5 protein-coding genes are annotated in these 5379 nt (G+C 58.0%); 3 read left to right on the forward strand and 2 right to left on the reverse strand.

The features are described 5' to 3' along the window. Both RTY00_RS13435 and RTY00_RS13440 read left to right on the forward strand, forming a co-directional pair. On the forward strand, positions 1 to 89 hold an 89-nt coding region (locus tag RTY00_RS13435; RefSeq protein WP_312664796.1), incomplete at its 5' end, for a hypothetical protein. Between the two features lie 207 nt (positions 90 to 296). Then, the gene (locus RTY00_RS13440) at positions 297 to 1499 is read left to right on the forward strand and encodes an MFS transporter (RefSeq protein ID WP_008102673.1); all 1203 of its coding nucleotides are present in this window, start codon (positions 297 to 299) and stop codon (positions 1497 to 1499) included. On the opposite strand, the gene ppk2 is transcribed toward RTY00_RS13440, so the two are convergent. Continuing rightward, positions 1496 to 2416 (reverse strand): polyphosphate kinase 2, encoded by a 921-nt coding sequence (gene ppk2 / locus RTY00_RS13445; protein WP_154153256.1) that lies wholly within the window; start codon positions 2414 to 2416, stop codon positions 1496 to 1498. The genes RTY00_RS13440 and ppk2 overlap by 4 nt on opposite strands. Before the next feature lie 12 nt (positions 2417 to 2428). Continuing rightward, positions 2429 to 4039 carry an inorganic phosphate transporter gene (locus RTY00_RS13450; protein ID WP_312664795.1) on the reverse strand — a complete coding sequence of 537 codons (1611 nt, stop codon included), beginning with the start codon at positions 4037 to 4039 and terminating at the stop codon, positions 2429 to 2431. 162 nt (positions 4040 to 4201) lie between these two features. On the opposite strand from RTY00_RS13450, the gene RTY00_RS13455 reads away from it, so the two are divergent. Continuing rightward, a complete protein-coding gene (locus tag RTY00_RS13455; protein ID WP_008102665.1) occupies positions 4202 to 5227 on the forward strand; it encodes a transporter in 1026 nt (341 codons plus the stop codon). Positions 5228 to 5379 lie beyond the last annotated feature (152 nt).

A 5379-nucleotide genomic window follows, 5' to 3' on the forward strand; every position in this document is an offset into this window, starting at 1 on the left:
ACGGCTTGTTCAGCGAAGTCCGCACCCTCAAAGTCTCCGCCGACATCGCCACCGCGATTGAGCGGCATGCATCAGCAATCATCACTTAATTCCGCAAAACCATTGTCGGATCGCCATTTATGGCGTAATGCTGCGCACCCTACGAAAAACGCGCCAATTCTTTGTAGGGTCGCCATTCATGGCGACCTTCTCATACAAGTGCATATAAACTTTATAACTAAAAAATCCGCGATCTCTTAGCACGCTAAGGTTATAGTTATCGCCTACTTTCATCCTGATCCCCGACGCCACCTTCCATGTCTGACGCCGCTGTACTGAGTAACGCTCAGTTAAATAAACGTATTCTCTCCGTCATTGTATTCACCTTCTTTTGCTATCTTTCGGTGGGCTTGCCGCTGGCGGTGCTGCCGGGATTTGTGCATAACCAGCTTGGATTCAGCTCATTCATCGCCGGATTGATCATCAGCCTGCAATACTTCGCCACGCTGTTAAGTCGCCCGCACTCTGGTCGTCTGGCGGATCGCTACGGTCCAAAACGCGTGGTGATGATGGGATTGGTGTTCTGCGGCATGAGCGGCGTGTTATCGATTATCGCCGCGTTGTGCAGCGATATGCCGCTGCTAAGCCTGGCGCTGCTGGCGGCGGGACGCTTGTTCCTCGGCGTCGGTGAAAGCTTCAGCAGCACCGGATCGACGCTGTGGGGCATGAACATTGTCGGCCCGTTGCAAACCGCGCGCGTTATCTCATGGAACGGCGTGGCGACCTATTTCGCCATGGCGATTGGTGCGCCGCTTGGCGTGCTGCTCAATCAATGGTTTGGCATCAGCGGGTTTGCCGGTTTGGTGGCGATCATGGGCGTTGCCGGATTCTGGATGGCGAGCCGCAAAGCGGGCGTCAGCGTCACCGCCGGCGTGCGCATTCCGTTCCATCGCGTGGTCAGCCGCGTGTGGATGTTTGGCCTGGCGCTCGGCTTTGGCACAATCGGCTTCGGCGTAATCTCCACCTTTATCACCCTCTATTTCGCCAGCCGCGACTGGAGCGGAGCCGCGTTCGCGCTGACGCTGTTCAGCCTCGGCTTTGTGATTGTGCGCCTCGGTTTTGGCCGCTACATCACACGCTTTGGTGGTCTGAAAGTGGCGCTAGTGTCGTTCGTGCTGGAGTGTGCCGGATTGCTGCTGATTTGGCAGGCCGATAGCATTTGGCTGGTGGATTTGGGCGCGTTCCTTACCGGCGGCGGTTTCTCGTTGGTGTTCCCGGCGCTGGGCGTGGAGGCGGTGAAGCGCGTGCAGCAGCAGGATCAGGGTTCGGCGCTCGGTACCTATTCGGCGTTTCTCGATTTAGGGCTGGGATTAACCGGGCCGGTAGCGGGCTTGCTGATTGGTCATTGGGGCATGCAATCGGTCTATCTGGCGGCGGCGCTGATGGTGCTCGGCGCGTTTGCCATCACGCTGCGCTTGCACCAGCAGCACGGCCGCCAGACGGCCGCGCAAGCGCTTTAGTATTTTTCCGGCACTACCATGTGCTCAGGTACCGGCGCGCGGCGATAGTCTTCGGAACGTTCGCGCGGCGGTAACATAATCGGTTTGGCTTCACTCTCTTCGTACGGCATCTGCTGCAGCAGATGGCTGATGCAGTTGAGTCGCGCACGCTTCTTATCCACGCCTTGCACCACCCACCATGGCGCTTCGGGGATGTTGGTACGCTCCAGCATCTCCTCTTTCGCCTCGGTGTAATCTTCCCAGCGACGACGGCTTTCGAGATCCATCGGGCTCAGTTTCCACTGTTTGAGCGGATCGTGAATGCGGCTGAGGAAGCGTAGCTCCTGCTCTTCATCGGTGATCGAGAACCAGTATTTGATGATCTGGATGCCGCTGCGCGTCAGCATTTTTTCAAACTCCGGCACGCTGCGATAAAACTCTTCCACTTCATCTTCGTTACAGAAACCCATCACGCGCTCAACGCCCGCGCGGTTGTACCAGCTGCGGTCAAACATCACGATCTCACCAGCAGCCGGCAGATGGGCGATATAGCGCTGGAAATACCACTGCGTTTTCTCACGATCGTTAGGCGCGGGCAGGGCGGCTACGCGACAGGTGCGCGGATTGAGGCGCTGGGTGATACGTTTGATCACGCCGCCTTTACCCGCCGCATCGCGCCCTTCAAACAGGATTACCACGCGATGTCCGGTGCGCATCACCCAATCCTGCAGCTTGACCAGCTCGCCTTGCAGATGCAGCAGTTCGCGGAAATAACGACGACGAAAGGCTTTATCGTCATCAGCCTGCGGCTCGTCGCTGTCGTTAAAACGCAGGTCATCCAGCTCCATCTCCAGCTCTTCGTCGTAGCTGTCGTAAAACTCCTGCAGCAGACGCTGATTAAAGGTCTCGCTGTGGAAGCTATTGTCGTGTGTCGCCATTATTTTCTCCCGTTACAGGTGGATAAACAGGGCGTAAAGGAGCCCCGAAAGTAATACAGAAACCGGCAGCGTCAGCACCCACGCCATCGCCAGATTGCGGATAGTGGAAAGTTGCAAACCTGAACGGTTGGCGGCCATTGAACCGGCGACGCCGGAAGAGAGCACATGCGTGGTGGAAACCGGCAGGCCAAACACATCCGCCGCGCCAATGGTCGCCATTGCCACCAGTTCGGCGCTGGCCCCTTGCGCGTAGGTGAGATGGGTTTTACCGATGCGTTCACCCACCGTTACCACAATGCGACGCCAGCCGACCATGGTGCCGAGACCCAGCGCTATCGCCACCACCACTTTCACCCACATCGGGATAAAGCGCGTGGCGGCATCCAGCTCTTTTTTCACCGCCGCCAGGTTGCGCGCGGTCTCTTCCGGTAGCGTCACTTTGGCATTTTGCAGATGCTTGATGGTTTCCGATGCCAGATACATGTCGTTTCGCGTGTTGGTCACCGCCTGCGCCGGGATATTCTCCACCGCGCCGTAGCGACGAATCTGGTCGCCGATATCGCCGAGCATCATGCCGAGCGCCGGTAACACTTGCGGGCGATTTTGGTTGGTGCGCACGAATTCGGTTAGCACTTCACGCGGCGCGGGCATGGCAGCGGGCGCGGGTTGCAGCGTCAGCAGCTGCTGTTCCGTCACCTGAGTTAAGGCGGCGACACGCGGAATCTGCTCCGGCGGCAGCGAGCGGTTCAGCGCATAGGCAATCGGCATGGTGCCGACCAGAATCAGCATGATTAAGCCCATGCCTTTTTGGCCGTCATTCGAACCGTGGGCGAAAGAGACGCCGGTGCAGGTGAGGATCAGCAAGCCGCGAATCCATACCGGCGGCGGCTGATTGCCCTTAGGTGCTTCATACAGCTGGCGATTGCGGATAAACGCTTTCATCGCCAGCAGCAGCAGGGCGGCACAGACGAAGCCGACAATTGGCGACAGCAGCAGCGCGTAACCGACTTTAATCGCCTGATCCCAATCCACGCCGCTGGTGCCGCTGCGGCCATGCAGCAAGGCGTTCGCCACGCCAACGCCGATAATCGAACCGATCAGCGTATGCGAAGAGGAGGCCGGTAAACCAAAATACCAAGTGCCGAGGTTCCAGATAATCGCCGAGAACAGCAGCGCATAGACCATGGCGAAGCCGTGGCCGCTGCCCGCCTGCAGAATCAGCTCCACCGGCAACAGCGAGATAATGCCGAACGCCACCACGCCGCTGGAGAGCAGCACGCCCAAAAAGTTACAGAAGCCGGACCACATCACCGCCACGCCCGGCGACAGCGAATGGGTGTAGATCACCGTGGCGACGGCGTTGGCGGTATCGTGGAAACCGTTCACAAATTCAAAGCCGAGCGCGATGATCAGCGCCACGCCAAGCAGTACGAATGGCGTATAACTGGTGACCGGCGCGCCAGTCTCTTCAACATCATTAAACAGGTTAATGCCGGCATACATCAGGCCAGCAATCAGCAACAGTACAAAGATCAGGCGTGAGGCTGGACCGTTGCCGCGGTTAAGGTTCGGGCGTCCGCTGTGGGACGAGGAGGTCGATGCAGGTATACTGTTTTCAGCCATAAAACACCTCAGTGTTAAATCACGATGCTCGAACGGCATCCGTTAATGGCAGTGTGATACGTGGTTTGTATGACAGAATGATGATGGCGATCACGCTGTGTCATCGTGCTGCAACAAAGCTGTCGCACGCTGTGGATCTGACCGCTGCGGAATGACCTGCTAATGCTCCAGCCCGTACTACCACTCGCCTCGCTGCCGGACTTCAATAACGAAGTCGCCGGATTGATTCACGGTTATCTGTTTACCCCCGCGTCGCCGCCACAGCGCCTCAATGCGCGTGAAGCGGCCCAGCTGGCGCAGCAGCAGCTGCCGGAGTCGTACTTTATCTGGCTGCACATCAACCTTAATCACGCACGTGCGGAGCGTTGGGTTCAGGACCACTTTGGCGTAGACCACGATTTTTTCGATGAGATACATTCGGCTTCGCCGCGCACCCGTTTAGCCCATCAAAACGATGCGCTGCTGGCGGTGCTCAATGACGTGACTTTCAGTAAAGAGGAGCGCAGCACGCAGAACGCCACACTGTGGATGTGGTGCTGCCCGCGTGTGGTGGTCACCGCGCGTTTTCGTCCGGTTGGCATGATCGAACGCATGCATCAGCAGATGGATCGGCTTAAATTCGCCGAGCCGGATGCGATGCTGCTGTGGCTGCTTGGCGAGCAGGAAGCGCAGCTGGAGCAGGTGGTGCGGCGATCCAGTCAGGCGGTGGATGCGATTGAAGAGCGCTTGCTGAGTGCGGCGATCAAAACCAATCGTCGTGAGCTGGGGCAGCTGCGCCGGATGCTGCTGCGCGTGCAGCGTTTGCTGGCTCCGGAACCGGCGGCGCTGTTTCGCCTGTTGAATCGTCCGCCCAAATGGCTGAAGCGCGAACCGTTAGGCGAGCTGCGGATTTTCACCGAAGAGTTCAGCGTGGCGCTGAATGACCTGGCGAGTTTGATGGAACGCATTCGCTTGCTGCAGGAAGAGATTGCCGCGCGATTGATGGAGCAGAGCAACCGCACGCTGTTTTTGCTGACGGTGATTACCGTGCTGGCGTTGCCGATCAATATCGTGGCGGGATTTTTTGGTATGAACGTGGGTGGCATTCCGCTGGCGAATAATCCGCACGGCTTTTTGCTGCTGGTGTTGGTGGTGCTGGCGTTTACGTTAGTGGCGGGTTGGCTGGCGTTTCGACGACCGCGGGATTGATTTGGCAAGGTTGCCATAAATGGCAACCCTACGGGTGCGGTTTGTAGGGTCGCCATTCATGGCGACCTTCTTCAACCGCGATTACAGGCTGGTAGTTGGCTGCGCCGCTGGCGCTGCACCGTTGATACCTTGCGGTGTCATTGGCTCTTCTT

The sequence above is a fragment of the Pantoea sp. CTOTU49201 genome, from assembly GCF_032054795.1.
In the GTDB taxonomy this organism is placed as follows: Bacteria; Pseudomonadota; Gammaproteobacteria; order Enterobacterales; family Enterobacteriaceae; genus Pantoea; species Pantoea symbiotica.